This window comes from Roseateles sp., assembly GCF_052436255.1.
GTDB lineage: Bacteria > Pseudomonadota > Gammaproteobacteria > Burkholderiales > Burkholderiaceae_C > Pelomonas.
The window spans coordinates 89,326-106,014 of sequence record NZ_JBQVNP010000002.1 but is presented as its reverse complement, the minus strand read 5'-3'; the positions used below and the strand labels follow the sequence as shown (position 1 = coordinate 106,014).

The 16,689-nt window shown below is 68.6% G+C and carries 9 protein-coding genes; all 9 read right to left on the bottom strand.

Going from position 1 to position 16,689, the window contains the following annotated elements; translation table 11 throughout:
- Positions 1-122 precede the first annotated feature (122 nt).
- Positions 123-1,649 carry an IS66 family transposase gene (gene tnpC, locus ACT6S0_RS01150; protein ID WP_444762080.1) on the bottom strand — a complete coding sequence of 509 codons (1,527 nt, stop codon included), beginning with the start codon at positions 1,647-1,649 and terminating at the stop codon, positions 123-125.
- A gap of 86 nt (positions 1,650-1,735) precedes the next feature.
- Positions 1,736-2,086 carry an IS66 family insertion sequence element accessory protein TnpB gene (tnpB, locus tag ACT6S0_RS01145; RefSeq protein WP_444762079.1) on the bottom strand — a complete coding sequence of 117 codons (351 nt, stop codon included), beginning with the start codon at positions 2,084-2,086 and terminating at the stop codon, positions 1,736-1,738.
- Positions 2,062-2,502 (bottom strand): IS66-like element accessory protein TnpA, encoded by a 441-nt coding sequence (gene tnpA / locus ACT6S0_RS01140; RefSeq protein ID WP_444762078.1) that lies wholly within the window; start codon positions 2,500-2,502, stop codon positions 2,062-2,064. The genes tnpB and tnpA overlap by 25 nt, the downstream gene beginning before the upstream one ends.
- 243 nt (positions 2,503-2,745) lie before the next feature.
- Positions 2,746-3,021, bottom strand: a complete 276-nt coding sequence (locus ACT6S0_RS01135; RefSeq protein ID WP_444762077.1) for a hypothetical protein — start codon at positions 3,019-3,021, stop codon at positions 2,746-2,748.
- Between the two features lie 211 nt (positions 3,022-3,232).
- On the bottom strand, positions 3,233-5,350 hold the full coding sequence (locus ACT6S0_RS01130) for a site-2 protease family protein (protein WP_444762076.1): 2,118 nt from the start codon (positions 5,348-5,350) through the stop codon (positions 3,233-3,235).
- 8 nt (positions 5,351-5,358) lie between these two features.
- Complete coding sequence (locus tag ACT6S0_RS01125) at positions 5,359-6,693, bottom strand: efflux RND transporter periplasmic adaptor subunit (protein ID WP_444762075.1); 1,335 nt, start codon at positions 6,691-6,693, stop codon at positions 5,359-5,361.
- Positions 6,690-7,469 carry an efflux RND transporter periplasmic adaptor subunit gene (locus tag ACT6S0_RS01120; protein WP_444762074.1) on the bottom strand — a complete coding sequence of 260 codons (780 nt, stop codon included), beginning with the start codon at positions 7,467-7,469 and terminating at the stop codon, positions 6,690-6,692. Before ACT6S0_RS01120 ends, ACT6S0_RS01125 begins: the two co-directional genes overlap by 4 nt.
- A complete protein-coding gene (locus ACT6S0_RS01115) occupies positions 7,466-8,980 on the bottom strand; it encodes a TolC family protein (RefSeq protein ID WP_444762073.1) in 1,515 nt (504 codons plus the stop codon). The genes ACT6S0_RS01120 and ACT6S0_RS01115 overlap by 4 nt, the downstream gene beginning before the upstream one ends.
- A 54-nt stretch (positions 8,981-9,034) precedes the next feature.
- Positions 9,035-16,660 carry a DUF4347 domain-containing protein gene (locus tag ACT6S0_RS01110; RefSeq protein WP_444762072.1) on the bottom strand — a complete coding sequence of 2,542 codons (7,626 nt, stop codon included), beginning with the start codon at positions 16,658-16,660 and terminating at the stop codon, positions 9,035-9,037.
- Positions 16,661-16,689 lie beyond the last annotated feature (29 nt).

Sequence of the window (16,689 nt, the reverse complement as noted above, 5' to 3'; positions counted from 1 at the left end):
TTCCAGTGGTGCGCTCTCCGGCGGCAGCAACCTCGCCACCGCCTTGTCCATGAATGCCTGTCCGTATCGAGCCAATTCCGTCCTTCATCGCCGCCCCCTGGATTGATCTATGGAGGCGACAACTATTCTGACGCGGGGGGGGGCCGCAGGTAGCGGTAGCCGTCGATGCCGTTGACGCTGCAGGTCTGCAGCAGCGAGTACAGGTTGGCGCTGGCGTTGGCGCCATGCACCGTGTCGGCGAACAGCCAGTTGCGCCGGCCCACGCAGAACGGCCTGATGGCGTTCTCCTGCGCGTTGTTGTCGATGCTGTAGCGACCATCCTCGACATACCGCTTGAGCTTGCTCCACTGCGAGGACAGGTAGTGCAGCGCTTGCCCCAGCAGGCTCTTGGGCAGGACGCCGTGCAGGTTGGCCAGCAGCAGCGCCTCGATGTTGGCCAACACAGGGACGCTGTGCTGCTCGCGCCGTCGCTTCAGCTCATCCGTGTCGACGCCGTCGCGCCGAGCCTCGGCCTCGACGTGGTACAGCTGGCCGATGAGCGCGATGAAGCGCGCGGCGAGCTGGGTCGGCCCGCGCTGGTCCTTGGGCAAGGCCTGCAACGCTTCGATGAAGTACCTCCGGCAGTGCGTCCAACAGGCCAGGTGCACGAGCTGGTGCGTCTCGGCCACGGTGTCGTAGACCTCGTAGCCGTCGGTCATCAGCACGGCATCCGGACGGATGCCGGCATACAGCGCCATTGCCGTCTTCGTCGAGCGACTCGGTGAGTAGGCGAACAGCCGGATCGGCGGCCCCGTGCCGTCACGGCCGCTGCCGTCGGTCATCTGCGCCCAGATGAAGCTCTTGACCTGGGCACTGCGTCCGGGCTCCTTGAGCACCTGCAGCTCGGTCTCGTCGCCGAACACCAGAGGTGCGTCCAACAGCAAGTCACGCAGCAGGTTGATCACCGGCTGCACGGCCTGGCCTACGCGCACCATGCCGCCGGCCACGGTGTTGCGCGCGATGTCGGTGCCGCCGAAGCGGCCCAGCAGCACGGCCTGGCGGTACAGCGGCAGGCCGTCCAGGTACTTGGAGGTGGCGATCCAGGCCAGGGCGCTCTCGGTGAAGAGGCCTCTGGGGATGATCTGCGCGGGGCGCGGGGCCAGCCGTATGCCGGCGTCGCAGCACGGGCAGGCGTACTTGACGCGCTCGTGCCGGATGACGCGCACCTGCTGCGGGATGATGTCCAGCTGTTCGCTGGCTTCGACGCCGATCTCGCTCAAGCGGGCGCCGTCGTGCGGGCACACGCGCTGGTCCTCGGGCAGCTCATGGCGGATCACCTCGCGCGGCAGCGCCGGGTCCAGCGGCTTGCGGCCACGCTTGGCCCGCTTGTGGCCGGGGACGTCGATCTTGTCGCTGTCGTCGTTGCTCTCTTCTGCTGCGGGCTCGGCCTGCGCGCCGAGGTCCTCAGCCTCGTTGAAGAACATGTCCTTCTGCAGGACCGCAGCCTCGCTGCTCGCGGCGAACAGCTGACGCGTGAACTTGGCTAGCTTCTCCTTGAGCAAGTCCCGCTCGGCGCGCGTCACACGCAGCTCGCCGGCCAGCGATTCATTGCGCTCGAGCGCCTGGGCCAGCGCCTGCTGCAATGCGATGACTACCTCGGGCGTGGGCATGTGGACCATCAGGCACCAGTGTGTCCGCCCCATCTGCGCAGCACCATTCGGATCAGCCGCAATGGCGCATTCCAGCGCTGGTGTTCTCAGCCGGCGTGCTGGTACACGCGCTGTGGGTGGCGCTGCACGGCGCCGATGTCGATGCCCTGCAGCAGCCAGTGCAATTGCTCCACCGTCAGTGTCGGCACCGTCGTCTCGCTGGGCCAGATGAAGCGGTCTTCCTCCAGCCGCTTGAGCAGCAGCCAGAAGCCGTTGCGGTCCCAGCCGAGGATCTTCACGCGGTTGCGACGCCGGTTGCTGAACACGTACACGCAGGCGGCGAACGGGTCCAGGCCGAGGGCTTGCTGCACGAGGGCGGCCAGGCCGTTGATGCTCAGCCGGAAGTCCACGGGCGCGCGGTGCAGATAGACCTTCAGATGCTCGTCGAAGCGGAACACGCCAGCCTCCCCAGCATCTGGACCACCTCCGCCAGCTGACGCAGGCCGAAGCCGCGCAGTTCGACCGTCACGCCGTTGGGCAACCTGGCCTGCAGGCTCATGTCGTTCGTGTCATCGACTTCGCGCACGACACGCTCGGCCGGCGCCCTGAGCACCGGCACTGCGACGAAGGGCGAGGCCGCAGGAGCGGGGCGCGCGACAGATGCACGCTTGCGCAGCTCACCGTGATCACGTATCCAGCGTGCGACCTGGTTGGTATTGATGCCGAACTCGCGCGCAAGGCGCGCCACCGAGACTCCCGGCTGCAAGCACAGCTCGACGAACTCGGCCTTGGCCGCCTTGTCGTACACGCAGCGCCCACCCGGCTTGTGACGCAGCACGAGGCGCCGTCTCAGGGCATCCAGATCGACCGACATACGTCCCCACTTCACTTGTTAAGTGGGAACGAAGACTGTCAGCTCGACGATGGCGACTCAAGGACGCCGGTAATTGACCGCTTACGGCGTACTTGTCAGCGCCCTTCAACGACGCCTGCTGGTAGTAGAACGTGCTCCTCGCAAGGCCCGCTGCGCAGAGCAGCAAAGGAAGAGGAAGCTGCGGCCTTAGCTCAATCACGACTTGCGCCTTTTTGCTTGGCGCTGACTTCGTTTGAGCCTGAACTAAGGCCTTAATTTTTTTAGGTAGGCGTTCTCCGTTCGGAGGGCTTCGAGTTCATCGAGCAGCGCTTGTCGGCTCGGCTCGTTCAGGCTTCCTGAATCTGGCAACGGCTCGACGGCAATGTCGGGCGGCGTCAGTGCTCGGCGTTTAGGTTGATGCGGCATCAGACCAGCGATTCCATCCCTGCTGTAAGCGCGCTCCCACTCGGCGATGGTGTCGAAGCGACGAACGTTGAAGAGAGCCCCGGCTTGCCGACACGACAGGCCATCGGCCCTCATCCGCTCAGGACATCGAGCTTGAATCTTAGGTCGTAGGACTCTCCACCATCACCCCCGATCAGGCCGAAGTCCTGGCCGCGCTCAACACCAAAAATCCACCAACGACGCTCAAAAGTCCCTCTTGTAGTGGCAGGCCGAAGGGCTCGTCCTATATAGATCAGGGACTTACAGGCGTTGGTGTCGAATTCGGCCGTTCAGGATTCGCCCGGACTCAGAGGGCAGTTTCGCGGTGCAGCAGGTCGGCGATCCAGCGCAACCCGTCGGTGGCCCACGAGCGGCGCTCGCCCTGCAGCAGGACCATGCCGACGGTCTCGGACCGCGGGGCCACAGTGAGGTCGCAGTCACTCAGGCGCACGCGGAAGGTGGGTTGCAGCGGCAACACACGGCCATCGTTGCGGCGCTGTGCGGACACCTTGCCGCCGTACACGCTTGCCACAGCCAGCGCACCCTGGTCGAGCTGACTCAGCTGCACCGCATCGACCGTGGCGGCCTTGCAGTTCACCCGGGCCTGCTCGGCCGTGTCGGGGATGAAGACGCCGCTGCTGTGTTCGCCCACGCGTTGCAGCTGCGTTTCGTCGACGAAGGCGTCGACCTTGACCCCGACCGGGCCGACGACCTGCAATAGCTTCTCCCCGGCGGTGACCCAGGTGCCGTTCATCGCGTCGCTCGACACTTCGAGCACGACACCATAAAAGGGCATGGCGAGGCTCAGGCGCTGCAGCTCGCGTTGCAGGCCGGCAACCTCTTCCCGCGAGGCTTCCCAGCGGCTGCGCAAGGCAGGGCCGGCTTCCATCAGGCGGCTGTCGAAAGGCTGCTGAGCAAGCTGCCATTGCAACTCCTGCTCGCGCGCACGGGCAAGTGCAAGACGCGTGTCGAGTTCAGGTGAATGAAGATTCAGCAGGAGTTCGCCGCGGCGTAGGCTGCGGCCCACTTCCGGCAGCGGCCCCACCACCTGGGCCGCGTGGGGCGCATACAGGCCCTGCGCCTGCTGGGCGCCGAGCACTGCCGGCGCGCGCACCGCGGACTGCCAGGGCCACAACAGCACGAGGGCAATGCCGCCCAGCAGCATGGCCAGGCGCCGCGTGGCGCGGTTCCAGTGCAACGCGTCGCGGCGCGCCCACCACACCTTCAACTCGCGCAGCACCGGCATCACGATGAACCACCCGAGTTCCACCGCCATCAACAGCACGCCCAGTGCCTTGAAGAACAGGTGGTATACGAGCAACGCGATGCCCACGAACAACACCAGGCGGTAGAGCCAGGTGGCCATCGCGAAGGCCACCAGAAAGCGCTGCCGCGCCGGGGGCACGCGTTCGGGCACGTCGTCTCCCCAGCCAAAGAGGCGCTCGCGCAGCCACCAGCGACCGAAGGCGAAGGCGCGCTCGTGCAGGTTGGGCATGTTGATTGCATCGGACAGCAGGAAGTAGCCGTCGAATCGCATGAAGGGGCTGGCATTGATGGCCAAGGTGATCAGCCAGGTGCTGGTCGCGAGCAGGAAGGCGCCTGCGCGCACCGGTCCCCAGGTGTCGGTCTCGGGTAGCAGTGCCCACGCAAGCGTGGCGATGGCCGCCAGCGCCAACTCGCTCAGCATGCCGGCGGCACCGATGGCCAGGCGCTGGCGGCGCGAGGCGAGCTTCCAGGCTTCGTTCGTGTCGGTGTAGAGAACCGGCCACATGACCAGGAAGGCCACGCCCATGGTGGGCACACGGCAGCCGTGGCGCTGCGCGGTGAAGGCATGCCCGAGCTCGTGCAGCACCTTGGCCAGGGTGAGGGCGAGCGCGATGGACAGCGCCCCGCTCCAGCTCGCGTAGGCGGCAAAGGTGTGGGTGAATTCGTCCCATCGGCGCGAGGCCAGACCCAGCCCGAGCACCGCCACGAGCGCGACCCCGGCCCAGAAACCCGGGGTGTAGGCCCAACGCACGTACGGGGCCAGGCGTTGCAGCCAGGGCATCGGCCTCAGCAGGGGCAGGCGGAAGAAGAGGTAGTTTTTGAGCAGCCAATGCCACGGTCCCAGCCGGCGTGAGGCCACCACCCGGCGCAGGCGCTCGGAGTCTTCTGCGCTGTGCGCCAGCAGCAAGTGGTTGTGGGCGAGCATGCGCAGCAGTCCGTCGAGATCGGCCTCGCCGAGTTGCAGCGTGGTCTCGCGCCGGATGGCGTCGAGCACACGCTGGGCGCTGCCGAGCGACCAGCGCGAGAGCACTTCGAATGCGGCCCATCGCAGCTCGTAGAAGCGGTTGGCCGCCGGGTCGTGCAGCGTCCAGGTGGGCGACCCGTCGGTCGCGGCCGGCCCGGCGTGCAGGGCGAGATCCTGCCGCAGCGGGGGCAGCATGTCGGAGCTCACCATCCCAGCCACTGCCGCACGGCCACCAGCGGGCGGCGCAGCATCACGTACACGAGCGGGGCCCACGGGCCACGCACCCGGGCCGTGCCGAGCTGGCCGATGCGCGGGGCCGCGGCACCAGGCTCGAAGTCGGCCTTGATGCGATAGGCGAGATAGCCCCCGGGCGTGGGTTCGGCGCGATAGGCGACGCTGGCCACTCGCGCATCGAACGACGCAAGCGGCGAACCCTGCGGGTAGAGCGTTAGCACGTCACCGGGCGCGACATCAAGGTGGTCGGCGGCCGGCAGGTGCACGGCAAGCTCCACCTTCGCGGGGTCGGCCACGACCAGAATGCGCTCGCCAACCGCCACGGCCTTGCCCAGCCAGTCATTCGCATCGGCGAACACCGCGATGCCGTCGCGTTCGGCCTTCACCTGCACGCGCTGGAGCTGACCCGAGGTGTAGTCGAGCTCGACCTGCTTTTCCTGCAACTGGCCGCGGCGCAGGGCGATGTCGGTGCGGTTCTTGTCGCTGGTCACCGCCGCCTGGGCCGACTGGCGGTACTCCTCCTGTGCGGTGTCGTAGGCCTTGCGAGCCACCTCGTAGCGCGTGCGCAGGGCGGTGGTGTCGAGGCTGAACAAGGCATCGCCAGCCTTCACCGCCTGGTTGGGCCGTACGTCGAAGCGTTCGATCACGCCATCAAGCGGCGCACGCACGAGGAAAGGGTCCTTGGGCAGCACCTCGGCGCCGGCCACCACGCTCACGCGGATCGGCGCCAGGCACACGAGACCGAGCGCGATCAGCAGGCGGCGCTGCGCGCGCCGGGTGCGCAGCCAGCCGATGGTCAGGTCGAGCCCGTGCTGGCGCGGTCGAAAACTGGCGAGGGCGTGGCCGTACACATCGGCCAGCTCCTTGAGCAAGGCGATGTCGCTGTCGCGCAAGTCGTCTTCGCGTGCGAGCAGAAGCCCGCCGTAGAGCTGCTCCTCTCGCTGCAGGGGCAGCCACACGGCATGGGCGGGCAGCCACTGGGGCCATTCCGCTTGCAGCGGTGCAGGCAGGGATGCCACGTCGACGAGCCCCCCCTCGGCCCGCGCCTTCGCCAGGTGGCGACACACGCTGCCGAGCCACTGCACGTAGGGCGCGCCCGGGTCGGGCTGAGGCAGGCCCGACACGGCCGCCACACGCGGCAGACCGAGCTCGATCCAGAGAGCCGCCTGCCGGTAGGGCAGGAGCTGGAGCGTCTCGTTGACCGCGATGAAGCCGAGCGCCGCGAGATCGCTGGCCGCGCGTGCACGGCGGCCGAGCTGCAGCAGCGTGAGCAGGGGCTGGGCCGGCGAGGCTTCGGCCTTCACTTGCGTTGTGGGTAGGTGGCCCAGCCGCTCATGCCCGGCAGCAGCTGCGGGTGGTTGCCATCGATCACTCCGACCACGGCCACCGACTGGCTGACCGGGTCGATCTGTGCACCCAGGCGCTTGACCTTGGCGGGGAAGGTCTTCGCCAGCTCTTCGACCTCGACGTTGAAGGTCACGCCCGGTTTGAGCCAGGCCAGCCATTTCGAGGGCACGATCATCTGCACTTCGAGCTGGCCGGTCTCCAGGATCTCGAGCAAGGGTGTGCCGGTCGACACGTACTGGTGCGCCGCCGCAAGACGTTTGGCCACGCGACCATTGAACGGGGCATTGATGGCGCAGCGGCTGACCACCGTGCGGGTGGTGGCAGCTTCGGCCTGTGCTTCCTTCAGCTTGGCCTGGGCCTGCTGCACCTCGAACTTGCCGATGGAGTTGAGCTCGGCCAGACGCAGGTTCGATTGCACCAGGGCGTTGGCTGCCTCGATGCTCGCTTCGGCCTTGCGCAGCTGCGAGTGGTAGAGCGAACAGTCGAAGCCCACCAGGAGCTGACCGGTGCGGAACGCATCGCCCTCGTGCAGCGACAAGGTGGCGATGCGCGCGGCCAGCTCACTCGAGATGGTGACGGCATTGCGCGAGCTGAGCTGCGTGCGGATGCGGCCGTCTTTGTCGGCAAGCAGCGAGGCGTTGCCACCGGCGGCTGCCGCCTGTGAGAAGGCGCCCGATGCGCAGGCGAGCAGGGCGGAGCCTGCCGCGACAGCGAAGGCTTGTGTCAGATTCAAGTGCCGGCCCCCGGGTTCACGGTCTTTACCCACGCGGCCTCGGATGAGCGCACGGCTTCGCCGAGTGTCTTGAGATCGTGTCCGGTCACCGATTGCGGCAGCGGGTCGAGACCCAGTGTCGCAATCACCTGGCCGTAGGCGCCCTGGAGCGAGCCGTAGCTCTGGTACAGGCGCAGCTCCGCCATCATGGCGGTGGCCGCGGCGCGGATCTCCTCAAGCTTGCCCTGCAGGCTGGCCGAGGCGGCGTTGCGTGTGTATTGCAGGATGCGCTGCTCCACCGAGTACATGTCCTGCGTCATTTCGTACTGGCGCAGGCGGGCGAGGTATTCGAGGTGGGCCACGTGGACCTGCGTCAGCACCGCCATGTTGAGTGCCAGGTGCTGCTGGTGCGCCACCTCGGCCTGCGCCTCGGCCAGACCGCGGATCTTGTCGGCGTTCAGTACGTTGAGCAGGTTCCAGCTGACCCGCAGGCCGGCGCCCGACCACTGGTTGTTCACGAGATAGCTGTTGCTGTCGTAGTGGCCGCCAAGATTGACCTCGATGCCTGGCAGAAGCCGGGCCATGGCCTTGCGCGTTTCCAGCAGGCCGATGCGCGCGTTGTACTGGGCCTCGACGAGCTCGGGGCGCTTCAGCAGCGCGGTCTCTTCCATTCGGCTTGTGGGCAGGCTCACTTGCGGCGCGTTGAGCGCGTCGCTGGGCACCACGCTGAAGGGCTGCCCGGGCTCCAGGTTCATCACCGACGCCAGGCGCGGCTTGGCTTGCTGCAGTTCGTCGCGCACGGCTTCGAGCTGGCGCACGATGTCGAGCAGCTGGCGCTGGTAGGTCAGCGCTTCGAGCGGGGAACGCAGTCGCTCGACTTCTACCTTGCGCGAGTCGGCCAGGGCGGAGCGGGCCTGCTGCAGCACCGGCTCGATCTTGCTGTCGAGCTGCTGCGCCCCCACCGCCTGCCAATACGCCTGGCGGGTCTGCTGCATCAACAGGTGCAGCACCTTGCGGCGGCGCTCCTGTGCCACGAGGTAGCGGTCGGCATGCTGCTGGGCCTGGTAGTAGCTCACGCCGAAGTCGAGCACGTTCCACGACAGACCGAGATCGGCCGAGCGGCGGTCACGGTCGCTCGAGGCGGACGGGGCGAGGGACTGTGCGCCCGTCGACACGTCGCGCGACGACGAAGCCAGTTCGTTGTCGCGCGTGGTGTAGCCCGCCTGGGCCACGAGCTTGGGCAGCAGCTCGGTGCGGGAGAGGTCGAGCTGGCGCTGCGACACGGCTTCTTCCATCAGCTTGAGGCGGTGGTCGAGGTTGTACTTGATCGCCCGCGCCATTGCCTCTTCCAGCGTGATGGCGCCTTGCACCGGCTCCTGCGCCGCGAACATGGCGGCGCGATTGGCCGTGACGCTGGCCTGGCGCTCCGCAGGGGTGAAGGCCTTGGGTTGGACGGCGCAGCCGGCGAAGGCTGCAGCGATGAGGCAGGCCAGCAGTGCCCGGGCGGGAAGACGGTAGCGGTTCGAGCTCAAAGGATGGTCTCCTTGGGTGCCGTTGTTGTTCAGGTGGGGTCGTATGAAGAGGGTTCAGCTGGCCGCTTCGGAGGTTGCACGGGCATGGGCCAGCAACGCATCGCGCTCGGCCTGGCGGGCGGCCGAGCCGTAACGGTCGAACTGGGCGGCCAGACCCGGGCGGCCCGCGCCGTGGGCCGGCAGGTCGCCGGGCAGGGCCGTGAAATCGAGGCTCGCGCCATCGGGGCCCGGCTGCTCCAGCAGCGATTGGGGGCCGGGCGACGGGCGCGGCGCCGGTGCGGCGGGTGCCGCCTTGACATTGATCTCGAGATGCGAGGTGGCGCGATTGCCCTTGCTGTCGCGGGCGATGACCTCGATGGCCAGCCGCTGGCTCAGGCCGCGCGGCGGCTGGCCCGAGATCGTTCCGGTAACCGGGTCGAACTTGAGCCAGGCTGGCAGCGGCCGCCCATCGGCCAGACGTACCTCGACCGATACCTGCACGCTGCGATCGCTGTGCACGAAAGTCGCGTCCGGCAGGGCGATGTTGACCGCCTGTCCTGCGGGCGCACTGAAGCTACCGATGTCGGGCATGGCCTGCAGACCGGAGCCCAAAGATGCGCTCACCTCGATGAAGCCACCGCGCGCATTCGCAGGGGCGGCCGGCGCCGGGGCGATGCTCGGCGGTGCGAGCGGGTCGGGGCTGAAGGGGTTGCCAGCGACGACGACCACCGTGTCGCCCGGGGCCGCCGTGGGCGTGAGCGTGGGCGTGCTGATCGGCGTGATGGGGTCGGTGGGCGACAGCGTGACCGGCGGCAACGAAGGTGCGCTGACGATGGGTGGCGGCGGTGGTGCCTCGACCGGTGGCGGCGTGATCACCGGCGGCGGCGTTGCCGAGATCGGGCGCAGCGCGTAAGCCTCGCCGGCGAGGCCCGCCTGCAGGGCATTGCCTGCGGCATCGCTGATGGCGGTGCCGGAGGGGTTGAGCGCGAGCTGCACCGTGCCTTCGCCGGCCAGGCCGGACACCACCACGGTGTAGGTCTGCGCATCGACCTGCGTCAGCGTGGCGATGCTGCCCTGCGCGCTGCCGGTGAAGGTGAGCGAAAAGTGGGAGACATCCACGCCGGTCACTGCTTCGGAGAAGCTCAGCGTGAACTGTGCCGAGCCGGCCGCGGTTGGGCTGCTGCCGGCCCGCACGATGACGCTGGCCAGCGGGCCGGTGGTGTCAACGATCACGCCGGCGCTGTCGGCGACGCCGTGGAGCGCCGGGGCCAGGTCGTTGCCTGCTGCATCGCGTAGCGTGCCGCCGTTGCCCTGCAAGCCGTTGACGGCGATGCCGTTGGCGTCTGTGTCGCCGGGCTGCACGGTGTACCGGAACAGCAGCGCAGCGCTGCCTGAACCGGATGCGTAGTCTGCGTAGACGGTGGTGCCGCCCATGTCGAGCGCCAGGCGCGGGGTGCCGCCCGCGGTGTTGACGGTGACCGTTTCGCTGGTGGATACGGTGAAGCTGAGCACGTCGCCGGCGTTGTAGGGGCCACTGGCCGGTACGCCCACGCTGATGACGGTGGGCACGACGGCGTCGACCAGCACGCCGGTGGTGGTGCCGATGCCGCTGAGCGAGTTGACCGTCGCGTTGCCCGCGCTGTCGCGCAGGGTGGCGCCGTTCGGGTCGAGCGCTGACGCCACGGTGATGCCGTTGCTGTCGAGTTGTCCGCTGGTCACGGTCAAGCGGAAGGTGAGGGCGCTCGAGCCCGAGCCGGCAAGGTAGCTCGCATAGGCGGTGCCGCCGGTGTCCAGCGTGACGGCGATGCGCGGGGTGCCGCCAGTGGTGTCGACGACGACGGCTTCACTCAGGTTGACGGTGAAGTCGAGGTTCTGGCCCGCCACGTAGCTGCCGTTGGCGGGCACAACCACCGAGGTGACGGTGGGCGCCTGGCCGTCGATGGCGTAGTTGTTGGAGTCGGTGGTGCCGATGCCGCTGTTGCCGGCGGCATCGGTCACGCCGGTGTTGTCGAGCGTGACGAGGTTGCTCGCACCGGTGACGCCGGCCGTGGGCGTGAGGGTGGCCGTCCAGGTGACGCCGCCGTCGGCCGACGACACGTTGCTCAACGTGCCGTTGGCCACCGTGAGATCGGCATTGGTGAAGCCGGTCACGGCCTCATTGAAGGTGATGGTGACCAGCGAGGTCTCGCCGGCGGCGAGCGCCGTGTCGGCCACCACGATGCTGGCGGTGGGGCGCACCCCATCGACCACGATGGATGCGCTGGCGCCCAGGGAGCCTGCAGCTCCCGGCGTGGGCAGCGTGAGGACGGCATCTATGAAGCTGCCGCTCTGGATGGTGTCGCCGTTGGCGTTGAGCGAGGCCGTGCTTGCGTAGTCGAGGTCGGCCGAGCTGTCGCCCTGCTGCACCGTGTAGCTGAAATAGAGGGTCGAGCTGCCGCTGCCGGCCAGATAGCTGAGCGTTCGATCGATGGTGCCCGTCTCCAACACGAGCTCGATGGTGCCGGTGCTGAGGAACACGGCCTCGCTGAAGTTCACGACGACCGTGATGGTGTCTCCGATGGCGTAGGTGCCATTGGGCGTGATGGTGGACACCGAGGTCACGACCGGGTTCGCCGGCGCGGTCAGCGTGAAGTCGTTGCCCGTCAGGCCGACGTAGCTGGCGGTGAGCTCGGTCGCGTTGCCGCCGGCGTTGAAGCTGCCGCCTTCGCTCAGGCCGCTGAAGTTGCCGGTCACCGCGTCAGACGCGTCATTGACGATGATGATGTAGACATCGCCGCTGCCTGGCGTGTAGCCATGGGTCACGGCCAGCGTGGCGCCGCTCACGTCGACCGCGCCGTTGACCACGACCTGGTCGTACTGCGTGCCCGCCGTGGTGCCATTGATCTCCACAGCCAGCGTGCTGCCGGCGGCCATGGTGAGGTTGCCGTTGACGGTGAGCGTGCCGGGGCTGTTGCCCGGCGCGAGGGTGCCGCCGTTGTTGACTGTGGTGTTGCCGCTGATGCTGCCACTGCCGCCCAGCGTGGCACCGGAGGCCACCGTCACCGCCGAGGTGCTCGCGAGTGCGCCGTTGACGAGCAGCGTGCCGGCGGCGACGTTGGTAGCGCCGCTGAACGTGTTGCTGCCCGACAGCGTGAGGCTGGAGGCGCCCGCCTTGGTCAACCCGCCCGCGCCGCTGATGTTGCCGGACAGGGTGGCGTTGGCGCTGGTGCTGACCGTGGCGTTGCCGGACAGGGCGATCGCGTTGTCGACGGTGGTGGCACCGGTGAGCGCGAGGGTGGTGCCGGCCGCGAGCGTGAGGGCGCCGCTGCCGAGGTTGCCGTCGGAGGCGACGCTCAGGGTACCGGCGCTGACGACGGTGGCGCCGCTGTAAGTGTTGCCGCCCGAAAGCGTGAGCGTGGACGCGCCCGTCTTCGTGAGGTTGCCGGGACCGCTGACGATGCCCGACAAGGTGGCATTGGCCGAGGTGCTCACCGTGGCGTTGCCCGCGAGCGCAAGGGCGTTGTCCACCGTGGTGGCGCCGGTGACGGCCAGGGTGGTGCCGCTCGCCAGCGTGACAGTGCCGCTGCCGAGGTTGCTGTCGCTGCCCACGCTCAAGGTGCCCGCACTCACGGTGGTCGTGCCGGCGTAGCTGTTGGTGCCAGACAGCGTGAGAGTGGACGCGCCGCTCTTCGTCAGATTGCCCGCGCCGCCGACGTTGCCGGAGAGCGTGAGCGCAGCGCCTGCGTCGATGGTCGAGCCGGTGACCAGGTTGATGGCGTTGTCGATGTTGGTCGCCCCGGTTACGCCCAGGGTGCCGCCATTGAGGGTGACGATGCCGGCGCCCAGGTTGGCGTCGCTCGCCACGCTGAGCGTTCCGGCCGATACCGTGGTGCTGCCGGTGTAGGTGTTGCTGCCCGAGAGTGTGAGGGTGCCGCTGCCGGTCTTGACGATGCCGCTCGTGTTGCTGGACGCGATGACACCGGAGAACGTGGTGCTGGTGTTGTCGCCGCCGGAGGTCAGCGTATAGGCCAGCGAGACGTTGCCGGCGCCGGCCAGCGAGCCGACGGTCTCGCCGCCACCGGCGAGGGTGAGCGTGGCACCAGAAGCCACGGTCACGGCGCTGCTGTCGTCGACGGCGCTGCCACCCGTCACCGTGATGCCGCCTGCCGACAGCGTGGTCGCGCCGGTGTAGGTGTTGGTGCCGCTCAACGTGAGCGTGCCGCTGCCCGCCTTGGTGAGGCCGCCGGTGCCGCTGAGGTCACCGCTGAACGTGGTGCTGGTGTTGTCGCCACCCGCAGTGAGGGTGTTCGCGCCCAGGGTGACCGTGCCTGCTCCGGCCAGCGAACCGATGGTTTCCGATGCGGCCACATCGAGCGTGGCGCCCGAGCTGACGGTGACGGCGCTGCTGTTGGCGAGCGCCGTGCCACTGCTGAGACTGAGCGTGCCAGCCGACGCGGTGGTGCTGCCGGTATAGGTGTTGCTGCCGCTCAGGGTCAAGGTGCCGCTGCCCAGTTTGACGAGCCCCCCTGTGCCGGAGATGACGCCAGCCACACTGGTCGAGGTGTTGTCGCCACCGGCGGACACGGTGAAGCTTCCCAGGTCCAGACCGGCCGTCGCGGAAGCGCTGGACAGGCTGCCCACGGTCTGGTCGCTCAGCAGCGTGACGCGCGAGTTGCCGTTGAAGCGCAGCGAGCTGCTGCTGCTCACGGCGTTGTCGCCATCCAGGCGCAACCAGCCGTAGTTGAGCGTCGTGGTGGCCCCGGTGTAGGTGTTGGTGCCCGAAAGCGTGAGCGCGAAGGTGGCTGCGCCTGTCTGGTTGACCGACAACCCGCCCGTGCCGCTGATGCCGCCCGAGAAGGTGGTATCGGCCGTCAGTGTGGTGGTGAGGGTGCTGCTTCCCAGGGTGATGGCGCCGGCCCCCGAGAGGTTGCCGAAGGCTTCGTTGGCCGACAGCGCCAGCGTGGCCCCGCCCGCCACCGTGACGGCGCTGCCGCTTGCAATGGCATTGCCACCGGTCACGGTGAGCGTGCCGGCCGAGACGGTCGTCGCGCCCGTGGCGGAGTTGCTGGCGTTCGAGAGCGTCACGGTGCCCGCCCCCGCTTTCGTGATCCCGCCGGTGCCCGAGATCGTGGTCGAGAGGGTGGCGGTGTCGCCGGTGCCGTTCGTCAGCGTGAGCGTGTGGCTGCCCAGTGCGATGGTGCCGCTGGTGATGGATATGCCGCTCGCGGCGTCCAGGTCGAAGGTCAGGTTCTCGCCCAGCGTCACGCCGTTGACCGTGAGCGTCGTGCTGGCCAGCGAGCCGGCAAAGGCGATGGTCTGGCTGCCCGTGGCATCCGCCGCCGCGATGGCAATGGCTTCGCTGTAGCTCACCCCGTTGGTCACGTCGATGGTGGCGGTGTCGGTGGCGTTGGTGACGTAGATCGTGTCGCTCGCCACCGAGACATCGGCGGTGGTGCTGGTGGTGCCGTCGCTCACGGTGTAGCGCACGGTCGCATCGCCCGAGGGCGTGTCGTTGCGGTAGGTGACGCGCTGGGCCACATCGTTCACGAGTGCCGTGGTCGCTGCCGTGCCGCTGCTGGTGAAGCTGACCGTGAGCACGCCGCCGGTGTTGGTGAAGGTGGCGAAGGTGAGCCCGCCCGACTGCAGGTTGCTGCCGCTCACGGTGAAGAGCGCGCCCGAGGTGTTGAACCCGAAGGTGTCGGTCGAGATGGCCGTGCCGGAACGTTGCACGGCCAGGCCTGCCCCCGACCAGTTGCCGTTGCCGCCGTTGAGGGCGCCGAGCTCGGCATCGGTCAGCGAGGCGTTGCCCGCCACGTCGAGCGACACCGTGCTGCCCACACCGGCCCAGGCGACGGTGTCGCCGTGGAGGTTGGCGATGGCCGGGGCCGCGTTGGGCACGTAGTTGGCGATGCTGGTGCCGCCATTGGTCGTCAAGATGGCGGAGGTCGCGGTTCCGGCCGCCCCGTTGCTGCTGCCCCCCTTGGTGGCCAGGCCCACGCCCCCGGCCGCGCCCAGATTGCCCGTCGTCAGCGTGGTGTTGGTCGTGGAGTCGAGGCGCACCGTGCCGCCGTTGTTCCAGATGGCGCCTACCCCGGTGCCCGCATCGCCGCCGTTGCCTCCGCCGCCCCCGGGGGCCGCCCCCCCGCCGCCGCCGCCGCCCGCGCCGATGTTGTTGGTGACGGCGCTGCCGACGATGGTCAGCACGCCGGTGCTGGTGTTGTAGATGCCGCCGGCGGCATTGCCACCGCGGCCGCCTGCGCGGTCATAGCCGGCGCCACCACCACCACCACCGATGCTGATCGACCCGTTGTTGGCCGTGCCGCCGCTGCCGCCATTGGTATAGCCGCCATAGGTACCGCCGGCACCGCCGGTGGTCGAGCCGCCTCTGCCGCCCAAGGCGCCATAGCCGGCGCCATTGCCGCCCGTTCCCGCCGATACAGCCCCCGGCGCATGGGGCGGGTTGGCGCCACCGGCGCCGCCGGGGGTGGAGCCGAAACCACCCCCGCCACCGCCTGCTCCGGCGCCACCGCCGACCTGGCTGCCGCCGCCGCCGCCGCCCGCCGCCTTGTTGGCGGTGATGATGCTGTTGGTGATGGTGAGGTCGCCGCTGTTGCGGATGCCGGCGCCGAGCGAGTCACCCCCGGCTGCACCGGCCGTGCCGCTGCCAATGGCGCCGCCCGCACCGGTGACGAAGCCGCTGGTGATCGTGAGGTTGTCGATGGTGATGGCCGAGCCGGCGCCCGAGCTCGATACATCGAGCACGCGAGCGAGGTTGCTGCCGCTCAGGGTGAAACCGCCTCCCACGATGGCCATGGTGCGACCGTCGGTCACATTGATGCTGATCGCATCGGCCGACGAGGCAAAGCTGATGTTGGCGGTGAGCGTGATGGTGTCGTTCACGCCGTCGGTGTTGCCGGTGGCGATCGCCGCCTTGAGCTGGGCTACGGTGCTGACGCTGGTCGTGACCAGCAGTTCGTCGTAGCTCGACAAGCGGGCCAGATCGAGCGCATGCGAGGCGCCGATGCTGCCGGTGGCAATTTCCAGTTCCCAGTTGGCACCCTTTGCCCTGCCACCGGTGTTGTCGGTGGAGGCGGCCACGTCGGCGCCCGTGGCACCGGCCAGCTTCGACAGGAAGGCCTGGCCTTCGCTGCCCGCACCGACCTCGCAGCCATACAGCAGGATGTCGCCATCGGCCTTGAGCGCGTGCCCGATGGTCCGGAGCTGGCTCGCGTACTGGCCGAGGTTGCCCTCGAAGAGCGGCCCGCTGCCCAGCAGCAGCACACCCGCGTCGCCGTGCGAGATGACGTGGATGGCATCGATTTCGCTGCGGTTGGCCAGCGCATCGGCGATCTGCTGCACGCCGTCGCGGTTGGTGTCGAGCAGGATCACTTCGGCGTTGGGCGACGCGGCGGACACCAGCTGCTGGTAGTCGGGTAATCGTGTGTCGACGAAGACGATCTCGTGGCGCGTGCCAGCCGCTGGTTCGGCGGCCGGCACGGCAGCAGCTGCGTCCGCCAGGTAAGAGGCCTCGGCCGCCGCCGGTGCGAGGGGCAAGGCCTCATGCGGCACATCGTGGGTGGCGTCGACGACCGTGGCCACCGCAGCGGCATCGAACATGATGCGGGGCTCCAGCGCCATCATCAGCGGCGTATGGACGGCCTGCCTGGCAACGCCTTGCGGCTTGGGGGGCGCTGTGCGGGCGCGCTTGAACCAGGTTCTCATGGAATGTCCCCGCGGTGATGCGAGCGGCC

Excerpts from the sequence above, each read along its gene's own strand:
- tnpC (WP_444762080.1), bottom strand. The coding sequence starts at position 1,649 with ATGCCCACGCCCGAGGTAGTCATCGCATTGCAGCAGGCGCTGGCCCAG.
- tnpA (WP_444762078.1), bottom strand. The coding sequence starts at position 2,502 with ATGTCGGTCGATCTGGATGCCCTGAGACGGCGCCTCGTGCTGCGTCAC.
- ACT6S0_RS01135 (WP_444762077.1), bottom strand. The coding sequence starts at position 3,021 with ATGAGGGCCGATGGCCTGTCGTGTCGGCAAGCCGGGGCTCTCTTCAAC.
- ACT6S0_RS01130 (WP_444762076.1), bottom strand. The coding sequence starts at position 5,350 with ATGCTGCCCCCGCTGCGGCAGGATCTCGCCCTGCACGCCGGGCCGGCC.
- ACT6S0_RS01110 (WP_444762072.1), bottom strand. The coding sequence starts at position 16,660 with ATGAGAACCTGGTTCAAGCGCGCCCGCACAGCGCCCCCCAAGCCGCAA.